At 45.0% G+C, this 17,875-nt stretch carries 13 protein-coding genes and 4 pseudogenes; 7 read left to right on the top strand and 10 right to left on the bottom strand.

What is annotated here, in order from left to right; all coding sequences use genetic code 11:
• The first annotated feature begins 403 nt into the window (after positions 1-403).
• From gdhA to TT12_RS06715, 3 genes and pseudogenes are all read left to right on the top strand, one after another.
• Positions 404-1,749: pseudogene (gene gdhA / locus TT12_RS06725) on the top strand (NADP-specific glutamate dehydrogenase).
• A gap of 195 nt (positions 1,750-1,944) precedes the next feature.
• Positions 1,945-2,145: a hypothetical protein gene (locus TT12_RS06720; RefSeq protein ID WP_045453247.1), complete on the top strand. Its 201-nt coding sequence runs from the start codon at positions 1,945-1,947 to the stop codon at positions 2,143-2,145.
• Positions 2,146-2,245: 100 nt separating this feature from the next.
• Positions 2,246-2,527, top strand: a complete 282-nt coding sequence (locus TT12_RS06715) for a PepSY domain-containing protein (protein WP_045453243.1) — start codon at positions 2,246-2,248, stop codon at positions 2,525-2,527.
• A gap of 167 nt (positions 2,528-2,694) precedes the next feature.
• Here the strand turns inward: TT12_RS06715 and hutI are convergent.
• From hutI to hutU, 6 genes and pseudogenes are all read right to left on the bottom strand, one after another.
• Positions 2,695-4,034: pseudogene (hutI, locus tag TT12_RS06710) on the bottom strand (imidazolonepropionase).
• 59 nt (positions 4,035-4,093) lie between these two features.
• A pseudogene (hutG, locus tag TT12_RS06705) lies at positions 4,094-5,138 on the bottom strand (formimidoylglutamase).
• Between the two features lie 33 nt (positions 5,139-5,171).
• A pseudogene (gene hutH / locus TT12_RS06700) lies at positions 5,172-6,681 on the bottom strand (histidine ammonia-lyase).
• Between the two features lie 170 nt (positions 6,682-6,851).
• Positions 6,852-7,472, bottom strand: coding sequence for a hypothetical protein (locus tag TT12_RS16900; RefSeq protein WP_243443450.1), 621 nt, complete (start codon positions 7,470-7,472; stop codon positions 6,852-6,854).
• Positions 7,473-7,494: 22 nt separating this feature from the next.
• Entirely contained in the window at positions 7,495-8,211 is a 717-nt protein-coding gene (locus tag TT12_RS16895) for a hypothetical protein (protein WP_243443449.1), read from the bottom strand.
• Between the two features lie 70 nt (positions 8,212-8,281).
• Positions 8,282-10,000 carry a urocanate hydratase gene (gene hutU, locus TT12_RS06690; protein WP_045453240.1) on the bottom strand — a complete coding sequence of 573 codons (1,719 nt, stop codon included), beginning with the start codon at positions 9,998-10,000 and terminating at the stop codon, positions 8,282-8,284.
• A gap of 305 nt (positions 10,001-10,305) precedes the next feature.
• Here hutU and TT12_RS06685 point away from each other — a divergent pair, with 305 nt between their 5' ends.
• The 4 genes from TT12_RS06685 to TT12_RS06665 all read left to right on the top strand — a co-directional run bounded on the left by TT12_RS06685 (position 10,306) and on the right by TT12_RS06665 (position 13,815).
• Positions 10,306-11,091, top strand: a complete 786-nt coding sequence (locus TT12_RS06685; protein ID WP_045453237.1) for a UTRA domain-containing protein — start codon at positions 10,306-10,308, stop codon at positions 11,089-11,091.
• Positions 11,092-11,405: 314 nt separating this feature from the next.
• A complete protein-coding gene (locus tag TT12_RS06675; protein ID WP_045444411.1) occupies positions 11,406-12,242 on the top strand; it encodes an amino acid ABC transporter substrate-binding protein in 837 nt (278 codons plus the stop codon).
• Positions 12,242-12,979: an amino acid ABC transporter permease gene (locus TT12_RS06670; RefSeq protein ID WP_045444414.1), complete on the top strand. Its 738-nt coding sequence runs from the start codon at positions 12,242-12,244 to the stop codon at positions 12,977-12,979. Before TT12_RS06675 ends, TT12_RS06670 begins: the two co-directional genes overlap by 1 nt.
• Positions 12,980-13,071: 92 nt before the next feature.
• A complete protein-coding gene (locus TT12_RS06665) occupies positions 13,072-13,815 on the top strand; it encodes an amino acid ABC transporter ATP-binding protein (RefSeq protein ID WP_045453231.1) in 744 nt (247 codons plus the stop codon).
• A gap of 162 nt (positions 13,816-13,977) precedes the next feature.
• Here the strand turns inward: TT12_RS06665 and TT12_RS06660 are convergent, their stop codons facing one another.
• The 4 genes from TT12_RS06660 to TT12_RS06645 form a co-directional block, all read right to left on the bottom strand.
• Complete coding sequence (locus TT12_RS06660) at positions 13,978-14,886, bottom strand: DMT family transporter (RefSeq protein ID WP_243443448.1); 909 nt, start codon at positions 14,884-14,886, stop codon at positions 13,978-13,980.
• 343 nt (positions 14,887-15,229) lie between these two features.
• Positions 15,230-15,877: an anthranilate synthase component II gene (locus TT12_RS06655; RefSeq protein WP_045453228.1), complete on the bottom strand. Its 648-nt coding sequence runs from the start codon at positions 15,875-15,877 to the stop codon at positions 15,230-15,232.
• A gap of 33 nt (positions 15,878-15,910) precedes the next feature.
• A complete protein-coding gene (locus TT12_RS06650) occupies positions 15,911-17,329 on the bottom strand; it encodes an anthranilate synthase component I family protein (protein ID WP_045453225.1) in 1,419 nt (472 codons plus the stop codon).
• A gap of 112 nt (positions 17,330-17,441) precedes the next feature.
• Positions 17,442-17,717: a Trp family transcriptional regulator gene (locus TT12_RS06645; RefSeq protein WP_045453365.1), complete on the bottom strand. Its 276-nt coding sequence runs from the start codon at positions 17,715-17,717 to the stop codon at positions 17,442-17,444.
• Positions 17,718-17,875: the final 158 nt, after the last annotated feature.

Here is a 17,875-nt window from a genome sequence, read left to right as displayed (position 1 = left end):
TAGAGATTAGTAAAACGAAGATTTTTTAGTAATACAGGACTATTTTTAGCACAATCAATGAGATCTGTAAGCTCATCAGTCGGCGTCTCAAGGTGCGATGCAAAGGCGCACTCTAGACTGTGCCAATAAAAATTGCTTATAACTTTTCATGATGGTGATATTTACTAGACTTATACGCCTCAAAAGTGATATATATTATGGGATAAAAAATGTTCTTGTCTCTGAATGTGGCATCTAGGCATAAATTCAGTCAGCTTTTTTAATCCCATTTGTCTCTACACAAGCCAGCGTGTCGGGGCAATTTCAGTTTTACACCAGTGTCTACAATCCTCTCGTTTGTTGTCATACGATGTGACATCGGTGTAAGTAAGCACGATCACCATTTTTACCCTAAGGAAAAGATATGAGTATCAGTCAGGCCATCGAAAAAGTCGAAGCGCGTTACGCCCATCAACCTGAATTCGTTCAAGCGGTAAAAGAAGTTGCAATTACGATTGCGCCGTTATACGACGCCCACCCAGAATATGATACTTTTAAAATATTTGAGCGCCTCGTTGAGCCTGACCGCGTTATTGCTTTTCGTATTAACTGGGAAAATGACCAAGGTGAAGTTCAGGTTAACCGCGGCTGGCGTGTCCAGTTCAGCAATGCCTTAGGTCCTTATAAAGGTGGCGTGAGATTTCATCCGACTGTCAACCAATCTGTGTTGAAGTTTTTAGGCTTTGAGCAAATATTCAAAAACGCTTTGACTGGATTGCCAATGGGCGGTGGTAAAGGTGGCTCTGATTTTGATCCCAAAGGCAAAACAGACAGTGAAATCCGCCGTTTTTGCTATGCCTTTATGCGTGAGCTACATCACTATGTGAATAAAGACATCGATGTGCCCGCTGGTGACATTGGCGTGGGTGGGCGTGAAGTCAGCTATATGTTTGCTATGTATAAGAATTTAACGCACGAATACGGCGGCGTTTTGACAGGTAAAGGCGTTGGCTTCGGTGGCAGTTTGATGCGTACTGAGGCGACAGGTTATGGCGCGGTGTATTTCTTAGAAAACATGCTTACGGCGCAAAATGACGATATCAAAGGTAAGAGAGTATTGGTTTCAGGTGCTGGTAACGTCTCATTACATGCTGCTGAAAAAGCCATATGCTGGGTGGCATCGTCGTCACTGTGTCAGACTCACAAGGGACTTTATATGATGAAGCGGGTCTGAATCAAGAAAAAATTGATTGGCTCAAGGCGCAAAAAGCAAAAAGCAAACCGTTGGCTGAGTACGTCGATGTTTATGGTGGAGAGTGGTTTGCGAAGCAAAAGCCGTGGCAATTCAAAGGCGATATCGCAATTCCATCAGCAACGCAAAACGAAGTCAATGAAGAAGATGCCAAGCTCATGGTTGAAAATGGCATTACATACGTTGTCGAAGGTGCCAACATGCCATTGACTGCTGAAGCCATCGACTATATTCGTTTGCACCGCGTGCATTATGCCCCAGGTAAAGCCGCCAACGCGGGCGGTGTAGCAGTCTCTGCACTTGAGATGTCACAAAACTCAGTCCGTCAGTATAAGAGCTTTGAGCAAATCGACTTGCGCCTCAAGAATATCATGAGAAATATCCATGACTGCGCAGCTGACGCCTCAGAACAGTATGGTCAAACAGATAATGGCTATATCAACTATATGGCTGGTGCCAATATCGTTGGCTTTAAACGAGTTGCCGATGCATTGGTTGCTTACGGTATTTTAAACTAAGCACTTTTATCATAGCCACCTACTAACGAATAACGCGTCTGTTTTAACGATAGGCGCGTTTTTTATGGATGAACCCTACCGTGAACAGTCAAAGTGGTTTTTATAAAGTGATACGATTGACCTATTGATAATGTGTGTTTTTTAAAAGATAATAATTTTAGAACACTCAATAAGATTAATTTTGTGGAGACCGTTATGAGCAAGATTTTCAAGCCATTTTCGCTAACGACTTTGGGTACTCGTGCTGCAGTAGTAGTGGGTGCGGCTATGTTGACTACGACAATCTATGCATCTGCACAGCAACCGCTAGCAAGTGAGGTGCAAGCCGCCAAAGCCAGCAGAATAAGCTTACAACAAGCAATAAATATTGCGGCGAAAAAGCATCTGGTCTATTGATGAGCGCCAGCTTTGATCACGATGATGATAAAGCGCAAGGCGGTGTGTATGAGATGGAATTTGTAACCAGTAGCCGAAACTATGAAATCAAAGTCGACGCATGAATGGTAGAGTGATCAGTACGGATGTGGAACGATTAGACAGTGATGATCTGGTCGATTATAAGGCGCTTAAACAAGCGAAGATTGATGTTAAACAGGCAATGAAAATTGCTGAAAAACAATCGGGCGGTCGTGTTATCGAGATTGAGTTTAAAAACGACCGAGATTATAGTGATCATGCATCCTATTATGAAACTGATATTCTCAAAGGTAATAGTATCGTTTGGCTAAATGTTGATGCCAATACTGGCAGTGTATTTAACAATAAGTTTAAGAAATAGCTAAGTAAGTTAGACATACAGATAGATAGACAGATATCGCTAATAGTCGTTTTTCTTGCTACTCAGTTTTTTGAAAATGGGGTAGCAAAGCTGTGCATTTATTTTTAAAAAAGCCCCAGTCATTGAATGATTGGGGCTTTTTTAATGTGAGTAGTTAGATAAGTTCGCTATACCGTCTCACGCCACTTGCCTTGAACCATAATGCCGTTAATAGGGTTTAGTCCCATCTGATAAGCCAAATCCGCAGGGCGGGCGATATCCCATAAGACCAAATCTGCATCACAGCCAACCTCTATTTTCCCTTTATTAGGTAGCCCTAATGCTTGTGCTGCATGAACGGTTGAGCTGCCAGTACCTCTTCAGTCGTTAAGTAAAACAGCGTACAGCCCATGTTCATCGCAAGCAATAATGAGGTAAGCGGTGAGGTTCCAGGATTACAGTCAGTAGAAATAGCCATAGGTACTTGGTGTCTGCGTAATGCCTCAATCGGTGGCAATTTGGTATCCCGCAGGGTATAAAATGCACCGGGCAATAGAACTGCAACGGTATCACTGGCCGCCATTTTTTTGATGTCGTCTTCTGATAAATGCTCTAAATGGTCGCTTGATAGCCCTTTATATTCGGCAACCAAGGCACTGCCACCTATGTCAGATAATTGCTCAGAGTGCAGTTTGACTGGTAGGTTTAATGAGCGTGCCACCTCAAAAACGCGTCTGATTTGCTCAGTGCTAAAGGCAATATTTTCACAAAAGCCGTCGACCGCATCGACCAAGCCCTCTGAATGCAAGATTGGTAGCCACTCGCACACTTGCTCGATATAGTCATCCGAGCGGTCCTGTATGTGAGATTTGTATTCAGGTGGTAGGGCATGCGCTGCTAGATAAGTGGTGCTCACATGGATATTGTGCTTGTCACCAAGCTGGCGAGCAACCGTGAGCATTTTGCGTTCCGTGTCTAAATCTAAGCCGTAGCCCGATTTGATTTCGATACTGGTGACGCCTTCTTTCATAAGTGCTATTAAGCGTTTCTCACTTTGTGCAAATAGCGACTCAATATTGGCAGCGCGGGTGGCAGTGACAGTTGAGACAATGCCGCCACCTTGTGCCGCAATGTCTTGATAACTAGCGCCTTGCAAACGTGCCTCAAACTCGTTACTGCGATTGCCACCATAGACGATATGAGTGTGACAGTCGATAAGTCCAGGAGTTATCCATTTACCATCTACGTCTGTGATTTGGTGGTCTTGATAGTGAGTCAGATGAGCAGTGATTTGATTGTGCTCACCAATCCAAGCAATGCTGCCATTTTTAATACCGATAGCAGCATTGTTTAATTGACCATATGGGATGCTATTTGTATGTTCATCTGTATACATGCCAAAACCATACTGCACTGAAAAAGTCGCAAGATTGGCATTGATAATGATGTGGTCAAACGATGTTAGGATGTCTTTATCATCTGTAGTATTGATAGATTTGTCGAGTATCTGTGCGCTAGAGTTGTTCATAATAAGCTCCTGCTTAATACTGATAGTCAGGTGAATATATAAAATTCATCTTTAAAGTTTTATTCATAAGTCTTTATTTGTAGAGTCAGTAAATGCTGCTCTATAATAGTCGCTAATAGTCTTGCCGCAACTTTGCAGCTACGCGCATCAATATCAAAGGTGGGATTAATCTCGGCAATGTCGGCCATTTTTACTTTACCAGTAGCCATAATGGTTTTTACCATGCGTTCAACAAAACCAAGCTCAATGCCATAAGCAGCTGGGGCACTCACACCAGGCACAACACTGGCAGGCAAGCAGTCCATATCAATGGTCAGATAAACCACATCAACTTGATTGATGAAGCTTATAACCTGATCGGCAAGTATCTGCCGAGGCTGATAATGGCAGTCTTCATCACTGATGATATGCACGCCCAATTGCTCGGCGCGATCAAACAGCGCCGCCGTGTTAGAGAACCGACTGACGCCAATACAGCAATAATGAAAGGGCTGAACATGTGCGTCAAGATGCTCGGCAATTTGGCGAAACGGTGTACCAGAAGTCGCCACATCAGATTGACGAATATCAAGATGGGCGTCAAAATTAATGATGCCGATGGTAGCGTGGCATTTGCTTCGCTTTCATTTTCTAATGCCTGCCACAATCCCAAAAAGCTACCATAAGCGATGGCATGACCACCGCCAAGCCCGATGGGTAAGCCGCCTTGTTTGACGATAGCGCTCACTTTATCCGCATATTTGAGCTGAGCTTGCTCAAGAGTGTGCGCAGCAAAGTCATCATCGTCATGACAATAGATATCGCCTGCATCACCTAGCAATGTTGATAATTGACCATCAAAACGTTTTTGCAACTCAGCGATGACCGGCAGTGTCGCAAACGCTCGGCGAATCAGAGGCGGGGCAGCTCGTGCACCCACGCGGCCTTGATTGCGCTAACCCCTTGATCGCAAGCAAAGCCAATTAGCCCAATATTTTGATCCTCGTAAGGCTTTGCGAGCTGATACCAGTAGCGGGCACGCGCCGTCTCAAATGGCTCTGCACGGCCTGTCCATAGTGTCATGTCAGCCGCTGTATGACTCACGGTTGTGCTAATTATCGTCATGGCCATTGCTAATTCCTTTCAATTATCTAACGCTTATTTAGGCTCATACCAGTCGCTACGTAATGACTGCCAGTGCTCAGCAAGCGTACCGTCTAATACCAACTGCTTGGCCGCTTCAATATCAGGCGCTAGGTAGCGATCTTTGTCATAGAAAGTCACCTTCTCACGCAGTTTCTGGTGTGCCACTGTTAAAGGCTCTGAAGTCTCTAATCCGCGATGAAAATCAATCCCTTGACCGGCAGCCAATAGCTCAATACCGATAATGGTGGCAGTATTCTGTACCATCTCGTATAGGCGGCGTGCGCAATAGGTCGCCATTGACACATGATCTTCTTGGTTGGCTGAGGTTGGGATACTGTCAACGCTACCCGGATGAGCGATAGATTTGTTCTCCGATGCCAGTGCGGCTGCGGTCACATGGGCGATCATAAAGCCTGAGTTTACCCCAGCATTGTCGACCAAGAACGGCGGTAGACCACCTGACAGCGTCGCATCGATTAGCAAAGCGACACGGCGCTCAGACATAGAACCAATCTCGCGATTGCCAAGGCCAGAATATCAGCGGCAAAAGCGACTGGCTCAGCATGGAAGTTACCTCCTGATATGGCTACAGGACCATCTTCGTTATTAAAGATAAGTGGGTTGTCGGTCACCGCATTAGATTCTATTAATAAGGTTTTTCCTGCTTGATTGATGATATCAAGACAGGCACCCATGACTTGCGGCTGACAACGCAGGCAGTAAGGGTCTTGTACTCGGTCATCCTGCTCACCATCATGCGAGGCGCGAATCGCACTGCCTTTAATGAGTTGACGGTGTGCTTTGGCGATTTCAATTTGACCATGATGCCCACGTACTTCGTGAATACGCGCATCAAATGGTGAATCCGAGCCTTTGGCAGCATCAATCGACAGTGAGCCTACAATGGTGGCGGTCTCAAGCAAATCACGCGCTAAGAAATAACCCCGTAATGCCAATGCGGTTGAGACTTGCGTGCCGTTGATAAGTGCGAGGCCTTCTTTGGCTGCTAGGGTAATTGGCTCAAGTCCATGTTGAGCTAGCGCTTCTGCTGCAGGCACTTTTTCGCCAGCGACAAACACGTCACCTTCACCCATCATTGCAAGCGTCATGTGTGATAAAGGCGCTAAATCACCAGAAGCACCAACTGAGCCTTTTGCCGGAATGTTTGGCGTGATTTGATTATTGATTAAGGCAAGTAAGCTGTCCACTACCTCGCGGCGTACGCCTGATACGCCTTGTGCTAGGCTGGCCACTTTCATCACCATAATCAGTCGTACCACGCCGGCAGGAAGTGCGTCACCAGTGCCACTGAGTGAGAAACGATCAAGTTGTGCTGAAGTAGCTCAAGCTGATCATCACTGATACGGGTCTTTGCTAACAGGCCAAAACCAGTGTTGATACCATATGCGCTTTTGTCTCGTGCAATGATGGTACGCACATCTTCATGTGAGGCATCGATGGCCTCATAAGCACTCTCAGTTAATGTCAATATGACAGGCTGCTCATAGATATCACGTAGCATCTTAAAGCTAAGCTGGCGAGGGTGTAGCATTAATTGTTTGATATCGTTCATAGGGTGATCCTAGTATTGTAAGACATATGGGTTATATTATTTTTGATTCATGTCTTTGTTGAAATGACGTTTTTTAAATGTTTTTAGTTAACGTAATACCTGTTATTAAATTTGTTTCTTTAGCCAATCCAGTTGAAGTACATGGCTAGATGTCCGAATGCGGCAGCCAATAAAATACTGAGTACCACACGCTCAAACCAGATAATGACCATTTTGCCGACAGATAATGGTATTTCAGTGGCAAGCACACAAGGAATCATGGCAGAGAAAAACAACACGCTGCTAATAGAGATGACCCCTGCAACATAGCGAGTCAATATATCAGCCTCACTGAGGAGCAGTGCTGGCAAGAACATTTCAGCCAATCCCGCTGACATACCTTTGGCGGCAACCAGAGGCTCTGGTAAGCCGCTAAGCCATGTAAATGGATAAAGAAGCAAGCCTAAAGCATCGAATACAGGCGTATACTTTGCTAATATCAATCCTGTCAAGCCAACCGCGATGATAGAAGGCACAATCGCCGCTGCCATCGTCAGCCCATCGCGAAAGTTAGACCATAAGATTGTTTTTAGGTCAGTGGCACGGCGTGAAGTGGACAAACCCAAATCAAATGCTGCCGCCAGACGTGTACCACGTTTATGGTCTAAAGTGGGACGTTCAACGCTATCATCAACAAGGCTAATGGTGGAATACGAGCAGTAATCGCAGTGACGATAAAGGTAATCACTAGCGTAGACCAAAAGAACAGGTTCCAAAACTCCATTAGACCAAGCGTTTTGGCAACAATGACCATAAATGCCGCTGATACGGTCGAAAAGCCAGTCGCAATGATAATGGCTTCGCGCGCTGAATATTGCTTTTGCAAGTAGACACGATTAGTAATGAGCAGCCCGATAGAGTAGCTACCAACAAAGGATGCGACCGCATCAATCGCTGATGAACCTGGGGTTTCCAGATAGGTTTCATGATCGGCTGCATGAGCACACCGACCATCTCGAGCAAACCAAAACCCACCAAAAATGCTAAAATTAATGCGCCAAGCGGTACAATCATACCGACTGGTAATGCCAGTTTTTCAAACAAAAACGGCAGCATGTCCTTTTTCATCATAAAGGCAGGCGCTACGTCAGCAACATACATCACTGCCAGTATCAGACCAATGATTTTAAAAGCAGTCATAATCATGTGGGTGATGTTTTTACGCCATGAGCCGTCTATAAATGGCTTGCTTACCCCAAAGATCATCAGTAAAAACAACAACGTCACAGACAATGTATGCTGCTGAGTGACCAGATAAGTTGCCCCATGATCGAACAAAATCGTGCTTTTCTCACCAATGGTAAATGGCACAAAAAACATGACCAAGCCGATAGCACTAAAGACTATCAGTTGCAGTAACGCTACAGGTTTAGACAGTAGTGCTTCAGTTGGTGTTGCTGCTGCATCCTTGAGATTTAGTGTCGTATTTTGCTCAATCACATTATCCTCCTTGATAAAATGTCGATGATATCCTTATGTCAAGTAATCACTTATAAGGATAAATAGTATGCTACTTAACCATCGGCAAATTTAGACCATAATCTTTCGCTGTTTTGATCGCCAGCTCATAACCTGCATCCGCATGACGCATAACGCCTGAGCCGCAATCATTGACCAGTACCCGCGCCAAGCGTTTGGCAGCGGCATCAGTGCCATCTGCGACAATGACCATGCCTGAGTGCTGCGAGTAACCCATGCCAACGCCGCCGCCATGATGCAATGACACCCAAGTTGCGCCGCCTGCGACGTTGAGCATACCATTCAATAATGCCCAATCAGATACCGCATCTGAACCATCTTTCATACTTTCTGTTTCGCGATTTGGACTAGCCACCGAGCCCGTATCCAAATGGTCACGACCAATGACGATAGGGCCTTTTAGCTCGCCGTTTTTGACCATTTCATTGAATGCTAAGCCAGCTTTATCGCGTTCACCCAATCCTAACCAGCAGATACGAGCAGGCAGGCCTTGGAATTGAATGCGCTCTTTTGCCATGTCTAACCAGCGATGAATATGGGTATTTTCAGGGAACAGCTCTTTGATTTTTTGATCGGTTTTGTAGATATCTTCTGGATCACCTGACAGCGCCACCCAGCGAAATGGGCCTTTACCTTGGCAGAACAGCGGACGAATATAAGCGGGGACAAAACCTGGGAAATTAAAGGCATCTTTAACGCCTTCATCAAAAGCCACCTGACGGATATTATTACCATAATCAGTCGTTGGAATGTCCATCGCTTGTAAATCTAGCATCGCCTGTACGTGTACGGCACAAGATTGAGCGGCAGCTTTAGTTAGTGCTGCATGTTGCCCTGAATCTTCTTGGGCAGCTTTCCATGCTTCCACTGTCCAGCCACTTGGTAGATAGCCATTGATCAAATCATGTGCTGAGGTTTGATCGGTGACCAAATCAGGCTTCATGCCACCATCGTGCGCACGCTTGACCATCTCAGGTAAGATGTCTGCTGCATTACCAAGTAGGGCAATAGAGACCGCTTCACCTGCGTCGGTATGCTGTTTGATGAGCTCGTAAGCATGGTCGAGATCATCGGCTTGCTTATCGACATAACCAGTACGCAAGCGGAAATCGATACTAGATTGCTGACACTCGATGTTCAGTGAGGTTGCACCTGCAAAAGTCGCGGCTAATGGCTGCGCACCGCCCATGCCGCCAAGACCCGCGGTCAAAATCCAACGTCCCGCCCAGCTACCGTCATAATGCTGACGACCTGCTTCCACAAAGGTCTCATATGTACCTTGCACGATGCCTTGCGTGCCAATATAGATCCAGCTACCAGCTGTCATTTGACCATACATCATCAAGTCTTTGCGATCGAGCTCATTGAAATGCTCCCACGTTGCCCAACGCGGCACAAGGTTAGAGTTTGCAATCAAAACACGTGGTGCATTTTCGTGCGTTTGAAACACGCCAACTGGCTTGCCTGATTGCACGAGCAACGTCTCATCGTCTTCCAATTCTTTTAATGACGCTAAGATTTGATCGTAGCTTTCCCAATTGCGGGCTGCGCGTCCGATACCACCGTAGACCACGAGGCTTTTTGGGTTTTCGGCCACATCAGGATGCAAATTGTTTTGCAGCATGCGATACGGTGCTTCGGTTAGCCAGCTTTTACAATGTAGAGTACTGCCAGTGGGCGCGGCGATTTCGCGGCTCTCATCACGACGAGTCAGCTTAGTCTCTTTATTGGTTCCATGGTTAGTAGTCATTATCATATCCTTGTGATATCTGTTAAGACGATAAAGTAATCAAAGTAAGTGTTTTACAGTCAGTCTATAAATTCAGCGAAACATCGATTAGATTACACAGATTTTTTAGCACTGTCGTAAAGTTGTATATACAAATTATCAAAGATACTTTTTTCATGCAAGCAATTTTTTATAAATGACTCAATTATTTTTGTGAGGGTTTTGGTAGATAGATAAATGTCACAGTGTTTTGACAAGGTTCATGACGTTATCTCGTGATATTATGGCGCTATTATTATTGGTGAAACTAACGGTTAAACACGGACATGACAAAGACGATTCCGGCATATCAGCGCATAAAAAACGCCATATTAGACAATATTCACTCGGGTAAATGGCAAGCGGGCAATGCAATTTCTACAGAAATGGCGTTGGCAAAAGAATTTGGCGTATCGCGTATGACGGTCAATCGCGCCCTAAAAGAGCTGAGCGAAGAGCGAGTGCTAGAGCGCCGGCAAGGGTCGGGGACGTTTGTCGCCCAACAGCAGTTCAATCACACTTTTGTAGAAGTGCGCAATATCGCGCAGGATTTAAAATCTGCCAATCGTGATTATCAGGCGCAAGTGGTGAGTAAACGCATACTTACGGCTGCGATGTTGGATGATGAATTACGGCGTAAATTTGATATTAATAAAGTAGCTGTGTCTTCTAATACAAACGCTGATACAACCGTAATGGATGACAGTACTGGCGCAGATAGTAGTAGCGACGTTGATGTTTTATACGAGGTAAAAATCATTCACTTTGCGGATGGTCAGCCCATACAGTTCGAAGAGCGCTGGGTGGATGCACAAAAGGTGCCAGAATTTATTGAGCAGGATTTTAGTGTGGTCAACACCAGTGATTATCTCATTGCCAAAAGTCCACTAGAGCGCGGTAGCTATACCATTCGTGCACTGGCGGCACCAGATGAGATAGCTGCGCTACTGCAAATCGCACCGCAGTCGCCGACATTGGTATTGCGTCGTCAGACGTATTCAGCAGGTCGAGTATTGACCTTTGTGAAGATGTGGCATGCAGGCGATCGCTATCAATTCTCCGGTGAATTATAATAGTCTTACGCATGCTCACTGTTTTTGTACGTTTATTCTTTCTGAAGTGCGCTAGTATATGAATGAATGGCTATTTAATCGGCAATAATAACGTTAAGATCTACCTAAAAAATGTCCAAAAATTCAAAGATAATATAGAAACAGTATTGAAAAATATGCTGATCATCCTCAAATCGAGCAGCCAAAGCTAAATAATGCGGCGCAAATACTTTATTATAGTATTTGTCTGTGCTGGTCTTATCCTTATTTGTTGCTATGGTTTTATTGGCACGATACCTTTTTGCATTATTCATTCACTCTTATAAGGACGTCTTATGAAACGTCGTACTCTTTTAGCACTTGCCGCCAGTACTATGCTACTTGCCGCTTGTGGTCAGTCTACTACCAATGAAGCAGAAACCAATGCGACAGACAGTGCCGCGACGGGTGGCTCTGATTTACTGCAACGTATCAATAATGGTGGCACCATCAACGTCGGTACAGAGGGTACTTATCCGCCATTCACTTATCATGATGAGAGTGGCAAGCTAACTGGCTATGATGTCGAAGTGACACGTGCGGTTGCGGATAAACTGGGCGTAGACGTCGAATTTAAAGAGACCCAGTGGGATGCTATGCTGGCAGGTCTTGACTCAAAACGCTTCGATATGGTGGCCAATCAAGTAAGCTTGACCACGCCTGAGCGTTTGGCTAAGTATGACAAAGCCATGCCGTATAGCTGGTCGGGCGCGGTTGTACTAGCACCGACTGATGACAATCGTTATAGCTCGTGGGAAGGTTTAAAAGGTCTGCGTACTGCGCAATCACTAAGCAGCAACTATGGTGAGCTTGCAGAACGCTACGGCGCAGAAATCGTCCCTGTCGATGGTATGGCGCAAGCGATTCAACTGGTTAAGCAAGACCGTGCTGACTTCACGATGAATGACAATCTGGCAGTATTGGATTATCTCAAAAAATTCCCAGATGCAGCACTTGAGATCAAACTGACAGCGCCTGCGAGTGAGCAGACTGGTTCAGGTTTAGTACTCATCAAAGGGGATGACGCTGTGGTGGCAAAATTGAATGAAGCAATGGCTGCATTAGCAGCCGATGGGACGCTGACCAAGCTTAGCGAAGAGTTCTTTGGTGCTGATATAAGTCAACAAAAATAATGCTAGCGTCTATCACGTCAATGCTAGCTGAGTTACTGGCACTACTACCATTTATGGATCCTGCGCGGGCGCAAATTGTCATCAATTCATTTTGGCCAATGCTTAAAGGCGGTATTTATTATTCGATACCGCTGGCGTTGATCTCATTTGCGATTGGTATGGCTATTGCGCTGACAGTAGCGCTGATTCGTATCGTACCGCGTGCTGGCTGGTTCCATGAAATCATATATAGACTTGCGCGTATTTATGTGTCCGCCATTCGCGGGACACCAATGCTGGTTCAGCTATTTATTATTTTCTACGGCTTGCCAAGTATCGGGGTAAAGCTTGATCCTTTTCCCTCAGCGATTATTGCCTTTTCGCTCAATATTGGCGCGTATGCATCGGAGACGGTGCGTGCCTCTATTTTGTCCATTCCAAAAGGACAGTGGGAAGCAGGCTCGACGGTAGGCTTGACGTATCTACAAACCTTTCGTCATGTCATTTTGCCGCAAGCACTTCGGGTGTCAGTACCCCCGTTATCCAATACCTTTATTAGCCTAGTAAAAGACACGTCTTTGGCGTCATTGGTATTGGTGACTGAGCTATTTAAGCAGGCGCAAATCATCACCGCACGTAACTATGAATTTATGTTGGTCTACACCGAAGCGGCGATTATTTATTGGGGTATTTGTCTGTTCTTAACCTTTATTCAAGGTAAGCTTGAAACCAGACTTGATCGCTATGTGGCGAAATAAACCCTTGATAATAGGGGCAGTATAGGATGGTAATACCGCGTCGATAAAGCGTGTGTTATTAGCAAACAGATATCAGTACAACAGGACGCTTTATGATTCAAGTCACTAATATTCACAAAGCCTTTGGTGGCAATCAAGTGCTTAAAGGCATCGACTTGACCATCGAAAAAGGCAAGGTAGTGGTGATATTAGGACCGTCAGGGTCTGGTAAAACCACTTTTTTACGCTGCTTGAATGCGCTGGAAATTCCTGATCAAGGCGTCATTGCTTTTGATGATGGTAGCTTAACGGTCGACTTCGCTACTAAGCCTAAGAAAAAAACATTACTGGCGCTGCAGCGTAAATCAGGCATGGTATTTCAATCTTATAACTTGTTTCCACACAAGACCGCGATTGAGAATTTAATGCTTGGGCCGACGGTAGTGCAAGGGCAAACTAAGGCGCAAGCACGCGAACAGGCACTGGCATTACTTGATAAAGTAGGCTTATCGGATAAGGCAGATCTGTATCCGTTCCAGCTATCTGGTGGTCAGCAGCAGCGTATCGGCATTGCTCGTGCACTGGCTATCGAGCCGTCATTATTATTATTTGATGAGCCAACGTCTGCGCTCGATCCTGAATTGGTACAAGATGTACTGGGCACGATGAAGCAACTGGCATCTGAAGGCTGGACGATGGTCGTTGTGACTCATGAGATTAAATTTGCTCGTGATGTGGCAGATCATGTGGTGTTAATTGAGGATGGTCATGTGGTCGAAGAAGGTAGTGCTAAGCAGATGTTCGAAGTGTCTACTCATCCACGTACGCAGGCCTTTTTGCAGCGTATTGAACAGTAATATTATCAAGACATTCCAAGTTGTTTAGCAACTGTCTATGATGTCAATGCTTTGCTCTAAAGTAACGTTCCAATAAAAAATCTCCAGCTATTAATTATAGTTGGGGATTTTTTCGTTTGATAATACAGATATAAAACTATTTAAAACAATCAAAAGTCACCACTAAATTCTTTGTCGTCTTTTTAGCCAGCGTGGTACGCGAGTGGCAGTGCCGTTTAATATGGCATTAAATAAAGCTGCCAGTAAGATTAATACCACGCCCACATATTGAATCCAAGATAAGGATTGATGCAGTAATAGTATGGCAAGGGCAATGGCAGTCAATGGCTCAAAAATCGTAAATACTGATGCACGAGTGGCAGGTAGTTTCTCTAATGCTTTCATATAAAGGGCAAAGGGCACGACGGTTCCAATCAAAGACAACCCCAAGGCATAGCCCCAAGTATGTAAAGGTAAGCTCAATAACCGCCCATAGGTTTGATAGGTTTCAGGTAATAATAGCAGTACACCAGCACTGATGATAATAGAGGTAAAAAACACCAAAGGCGCAGGGTGAGCATCGTGCATCGCGCGCTTGCCCAGTACCCCGTATAAGGAATAACAGACGCCTGCTAGCAGTCCTAATAGGATGCCCCAGTTGACTTGTGCTTGCTCACCCAACATCGTCAATCCAACACCAAATACCGCCATGAGCGCCAGTAATGCCGACTGGCGAGTGATAGATTCATCAAGCAAGAATGCCGAAAACAATAAGCTAAAAACAGGCGCAGTATAAAGCAAGGCAACCGCAGGCCCAGCACCGACATAGATCACAGCAAAAAAGTAGCATACCGACATACCAAGTACGCCAATCAAAGACTGCAATGCCAGTCCAAGCCACTGCTTTCGACGAAGCTTGATAAGATGCGGCCATAGTTTTGGTAGCATGACAAGAATAAGAAAAGCCGCGGTTACGATACGTAAGATCGTAATCTGCCAGCCACTAAAGCCGATTTGATTGAGGTAAGTCGAGAATATCCCAAGGTACCCCAGCAGACCGCCGCCGTGATGATTTGAATGGTGCCTATCCATGACTGCCGTGCTGACATTACGCCATCGGTATTTGCCATATCGCTCTCTATTTTATTTTCTAGAAAATCTAAACAATAAGCTATGTCAGTTTTTTAGCTAAGGGTGTTTTTTTTGACTCGTCGCTCATCACTCATTACTGTGCTGAAATAACAAAAGACAACCCGAGTAAGGGCTGTCTTTTGTTTATTTTTTCAATCTATCATTAAAGCGTTAATTAAGTTCGAACACAAGTCAGTTAGACATAAAATTCAACTTATTTGAGTTAGAGGTACGCTTGTTTTTAGTTTATGTCTTTAGCTTATCACCCTTTGGTGTCATATCCCCCAAACTTAAGCATCAAGATTTACACTTGTAGTAAAAAATTCGTCAGCAAGCGTTTGGCACCTTCCGTTGCAAATGACTCTGGATGAAACTGCACACCTTGAATGGGATAGTCTTTATGCTGTAGTCCCATAATCTCCTCACCTGCTAGCGCAGATTCGGTTAGGCTTAACTCAGCATGAGCATTATTGGCGACGACAGCTGTGACAGTCAAGCAATCTGGTAAGGTATCCGCTTTTACCATCAAGGAGTGGTAACGCATGATTTCAATCTCTTGTGGCAAGCCTTGATAGACACCCGCGCCATCATGGCGAATGGAGGATACCTTGCCATGCATCGGCACGCTCGCCCGTACCACATCGCCGCCGAACACATGCGCAATCCCTTGCATACCTAAGCAGACACCCAATAGCGGCGTCGTCTTACCCATGACTTCAATCACTTCGGCACAAATACCGAAGTAGGCAGGGTCGTCAGGAGCGCCAGGGCCCGGTGAAATGATAATGCGGTCAAGATTCATTGCCTGTACATCTGCTAACGTTATCTCATTATTACGTTTAACAATGACGTTCGCGGCTTTATCACCGTCCATCGTCTGCAAAATCTCACCGATATATTGGTAAAGATTAAAGGTAAAGGAGTCGTAGTTATCTATAATTAAAACATTCATGGGTTATCAACTCTTTGGCAAAATATAAGCAATTTACGGGTTCATAAAACTGTCTAAGACTACTTTCATGGCAGAAAGCTTACGCTGAATTTCTAGATATTCATCAGCAGGATTGGAGTCATAGACATTGCCGCCACAGGTTTGCGCATAGGCAGACTCGCCGTTGATGAATAGGCTGCGAATAGGAATGGCAAAGATACAGTCACCATTAAAGTTAAACGATCCAAGCGCACCACCATAAGCACCGCGACCATCTGGTTCTAGCTCATTAATAACTTTAATCGCTTCAACTTTCGGTGCGCCTGACAACGTCCCAGCGGGGAAGTTGCTGGCAAGGGCGCTAAACATATCTTCATTAGGATGCAAAATTCCGACGATTTCAGACGAGATATGTTGCACATGCGAGAAGCGTTTGATATCCATGAGACTACGTACTTTTACCGTACCAAATTGTGCCACACGGCCGATATCATTGCGATGCAAATCGACCAGCATATTGTGCTCAGCAATCTCTTTGGCATCGTTAAGCAATGCGCGAGCAAGTTGACGGTCTTCGATGACATCGATGCCGCGCTTGGCGGTGCCTGCCAGTGGATAGGTTTCCATCTCACCTTGACGCAAGCGAAATAGCAGCTCTGGTGACGCTCCAATGATGCATTGCTGGGCAAATTTCATAAAATACATATGCGGTGAAGGATTGACCGCACGCAGCTTTTCATAAATCGGCATCTTGTCGCCGGCAATACGGTATTTGGATTTAAAGCCAACCTCACACTGAAAGATACGCCCCGAGATGATGTCTTCTTTGACTTGCATGACCGCTTTAGCGTGCTCCTCTTGACTCATGCCATCACCCAAAAACTCAACTGTAGGCGGCTCGTAGCTTGGAATTTGCTCATCAAGTAGCGCTTTGATTTGCTCGATGCGATTTTCTTGCTGCGCAGTTGGATAATAAAAGTAGAAAATCTCACCGGTCATCTTATCGAGCGTTAGACCATCCAAATATACGCCAAATTTAAACGGTTCAAAGTCATCGCTCGCTTTAGCATTGAGACTAGGCTCAAAGAAATTGACACTGTCGTAACCCAAATAACCGACAAGACCACCGCTTTGGTCGCGAGCAATGACGTGCTGCGGCGTAATTTTGCGCAGTAGCTCGTAAGGATTATCCGTTTGATAATGAGTGGTTTCAGCGGTTTTATTATCAGTAATCGCGAGGGTTGTACGATCGATGGCGGCAATGGTCATCACTGGATCAAAACCAATCGCATGATGACGCGCCATATGTCCATCTTCGCCCAATGATTCGAGCAAATAGCAGGTCTCAAAAGCGCGCTCAATACGTTTGAACAACGCAAAGAAATCAATATCCTGAGTGAGTTTAATGCGCTGTGGTTTACTAGGGATATCAATAGCAGCAGGTTGGTTAGGTTTTGAATTAGGAGAGGTCATAACAATATCCAAATTGGTTCAATGATTGATCAAATAAAAAGTAAGACAAATTAAAATTCTAGTTTCTAATTAATTAGGCGGCCTTTTCAGCTGTGTCTTTTATGAATTTTTTCTATGAGTCATGTCTATGAGTCATTAGTAAGGCACTCACATCGTGAACTTGCATGGCTTTGGCGCCGCGCGAGACGGTAGCGATACCGACACCTAGCTGCTCGGATATCTCGCGCTGGGTGACACCGCGCTCAAGCAAGTCAAAAATGCGGATACGATTCGCAATTTCCTGCTGCTCTCTTTCCGTCAATAGCGCACTGAATAGCAGGTCGATAGCCGTGCTGTCATGACAACTGGCTAAATGGCTTAATAAGCTTTGATAAGGGTCTGTGCTCATAACATTCATCTTAATGGAAAAGAAAAGGGAAGCTTACTTCGTTTCAGTATTCTAGTACGATAGTACATAAAAGGCAAGTAGCCTATGTAGATGTTTTGCTACTGCTGTTAAATGGGCACTGTGTTTTGGAAGATGATTATTTATATAGGATGGATCCC

Source organism: Psychrobacter sp. JCM 18903 (assembly GCF_000586475.1).
Taxonomy (GTDB): Bacteria; Pseudomonadota; Gammaproteobacteria; order Pseudomonadales; family Moraxellaceae; genus Psychrobacter.
The sequence above is the reverse complement of the archived record's forward strand: the minus strand, read 5'-3'. Positions and strand labels throughout refer to the sequence as shown.

Bases quoted from the DNA above. Each gene is read 5' to 3' on its own strand.
- TT12_RS06720 (WP_045453247.1), top strand. From the start codon at position 1,945: ATGAGCAAGATTTTCAAGCCATTTTCGCTAACGACTTTGGGTACTCGT.
- TT12_RS06715 (WP_045453243.1), top strand. From the start codon at position 2,246: ATGAATGGTAGAGTGATCAGTACGGATGTGGAACGATTAGACAGTGAT.
- hutU (WP_045453240.1), bottom strand. From the start codon at position 10,000: ATGACTACTAACCATGGAACCAATAAAGAGACTAAGCTGACTCGTCGT.
- TT12_RS06685 (WP_045453237.1), top strand. From the start codon at position 10,306: ATGACAAAGACGATTCCGGCATATCAGCGCATAAAAAACGCCATATTA.
- TT12_RS06675 (WP_045444411.1), top strand. From the start codon at position 11,406: ATGAAACGTCGTACTCTTTTAGCACTTGCCGCCAGTACTATGCTACTT.
- TT12_RS06670 (WP_045444414.1), top strand. From the start codon at position 12,242: ATGCTAGCGTCTATCACGTCAATGCTAGCTGAGTTACTGGCACTACTA.
- TT12_RS06665 (WP_045453231.1), top strand. From the start codon at position 13,072: ATGATTCAAGTCACTAATATTCACAAAGCCTTTGGTGGCAATCAAGTG.
- TT12_RS06660 (WP_243443448.1), bottom strand. From the start codon at position 14,886: ATGGATAGGCACCATTCAAATCATCACGGCGGCGGTCTGCTGGGGTAC.
- TT12_RS06655 (WP_045453228.1), bottom strand. From the start codon at position 15,877: ATGAATGTTTTAATTATAGATAACTACGACTCCTTTACCTTTAATCTT.
- TT12_RS06650 (WP_045453225.1), bottom strand. From the start codon at position 17,329: ATGACCTCTCCTAATTCAAAACCTAACCAACCTGCTGCTATTGATATC.
- TT12_RS06645 (WP_045453365.1), bottom strand. From the start codon at position 17,717: ATGAGCACAGACCCTTATCAAAGCTTATTAAGCCATTTAGCCAGTTGT.